At 70.5% G+C, this 2,206-nt stretch carries 2 protein-coding genes; one reads left to right on the top strand and one right to left on the bottom strand.

Annotated elements, in window-relative coordinates; translation table 11 throughout:
* The coding region (locus tag ACTUAL_RS18100; protein WP_440901094.1) for an endo-1,4-beta-xylanase at positions 1-1,340 on the bottom strand (1,340 nt) is incomplete at its 3' end.
* Between the two features lie 329 nt (positions 1,341-1,669).
* Between ACTUAL_RS18100 and ACTUAL_RS18095 the strand changes: the two genes are divergently transcribed.
* A partial coding sequence (locus ACTUAL_RS18095) for a glycoside hydrolase family 6 protein (RefSeq protein WP_440901093.1) occupies positions 1,670-2,206 on the top strand: 537 nt, incomplete at its 3' end.

The following is a 2,206-nucleotide window of genomic DNA, read 5'->3' as shown; positions in this document are numbered from 1 at the left end:
CCGCTGCCGGTGCCCTGGAAGCCGAACTCGGTCGACTGGCCCGCCGCGACGGCCCCGTTGTAGGCGACGTTGGTCCAGTCCACCGTGCCGGACGTGCCGCTGCCGTTCGCGCTCCACGAGCCGGTCACCGACGTGCCCGAGGGCAATGCGGTGGTGACCTTCCAGCCGCTGAGCGCGCTCGACCCGGCGGTCACCTTGACCGTGGCGACGAAACCGCCCTCCCACGAGTTCACCGACACCGACGCCGTGCAGCCGCCCGGCTGCGGCGGGTTCGTCGTGGTGGGCGGGGTGGTCGGGGGAGTGGTGGTCGGCGGGGTCTCGCCCGGCACGGTCGTGCCGCCCGCGTTCAGCGCGTTCAGCACCGAGGTGTAGGCGGCCTTCTTGTTGCCGCTGCCGTCGAACAGCAGCGGGTTCTCGCCGCCGCGCCACGAGTCGGTGTCGCGGATGCCCCACACGGTGATGCCGGTGCAGCGCGGCACGGCCAGGCACGCGCGGGTCACCGCGCCGAAGGCGTTGGCCTGGTTGGAGCCCGCGATGTCCAGCTCGGTGATCTGCACGTCCACGCCCAGGTCCGCGAAGCGCTTGATGTTGGCCTGGTAGTCCGACGGCGCGTTGTTCGTCAGGTGCGACTGGAGGCCCACGCAGTCGATCGGCACGCCGCGCGACTTGAAGTCCCGCACCATGTTGTAGATCCCGGTGGACTTCGCGTTGATCCCGTCGGTGTTGTAGTCGTTGTAGCAGAGCTTCGCGGCGGGGTCGGCCGCGCGGGCGGCGCGGAACGCGGCCTCGATCCAGTCGTTGCCGGTGCGCTGGAGGTTCGAGTCGCGCCTGCCCCCGGAGCCGCCGTCGGCGAACGCCTCGTTCACCACGTCCCAGGAGTGGATCTTGCCCCGGTAGTGGGTGGCGACCTGGGTGACGTGGTTGAGCGCGGCCTGCCGCAGCGCGGACCCGCTCAGGCTCTGCGCCCAGCCCGGCTGCTGCTGGTGCCACAGCAGGGCGTGCCCGCGCACCCGCTTTCCGCTGCTGAGCGCCTGGTTGAGGATCCGGTCACCGGCGGTGTAGTTTAACTGGCCCCGGTTGGGCTCGGTGGCGTCACACTTCATCTCGTTCTCGGCGGTGACCGAGTTGAACTCGCGGTTCAGGATGTTCGCGTAGGTCGAGTCGCTCAGCCTGCCCGCCGCGACGGCCGCGCCGAAGTACCGGCCGGTCTGGGCGGCTGCGGCGCCCAGGGTCGTGGCCGCGCTGGCGGGGGTGCTCACGAGCAGGGTGGCTCCGAGCGCGGCGGCCAGCGCCACCGCGCCGAACCCGGCTCGGGACACTGACCTCGATGTCAGCTCCATCTTCCACACCTTCCGAGGACCACCCGGCGCGCCGTGGTGGTGGGGGACGGGACCGGGGCGGCGAGCAGGAGTCTGGCATTTGATGTGCGCGTTCACAAGAAGGCTTTTGCGCCGCGCCTGCCGCAGTGGGCCGAACGAGGTAAAAATTTCGGGGAGCGCTCCCAACCTGCACGTCAAGCCGGTGAGGCGATGACCTGGCATTTGGCCGGAGAAATGATCGAGCTAAAGATAGCGCTAACAACTTTAGCTTTCCCCTGAGCGCGTTGACGCCCCTCGTCCCCGCCTGGTTGGGTCCGACTCGGGCGAGACGCACCGCGAGAGGGAGCTCAATGGCGAGTATCGGCAAAGCAGCAGCGTGCGCGTTCTCCGCCGCGCTCGTGGCGGGCGCGGCCGTCCTGGTGACCGGGGGCGGGCAGACCGCCACCGCCGCGGACTCGGCGTTCTACACCGACCCCGGCAGCTCCAGCGCGAGGTGGGTGGCGGCCAACCCGAACGACTCGCGCGCGGCGGTCATCCGCGACCGGGTCGCCTCGGTGCCGCAGGCGAAGTGGTTCACCACCACCAACACCTCGACCGTGCGCTCGGAGGTCAGCGCCTTCGTGGGCGCGGCGGCCTCGGCCGGGAAGATCCCGATCATGGTCGTCTACAACATCCCCAACCGGGACTGCGGCGGCGCCAGCGGCGGCGGCGCGCCGTCCCACCAGGCGTACCGGGCGTGGGTGGACGAGGTCGCGGCCGGGCTCGGCGGGCGACCGGCGTCGATCATCCTCGAACCCGACGTGCTGCCGATCATGTCCAACTGCCAGAGCGCGGACCAGCAGAACCAGACCAAGGCGTCGATGTCCTACGCCGGCCGCAAGCTCAAG

Source organism: Actinosynnema sp. (assembly GCF_052038725.1).
This window is presented reverse-complemented; position numbering and strand designations above follow the sequence as displayed.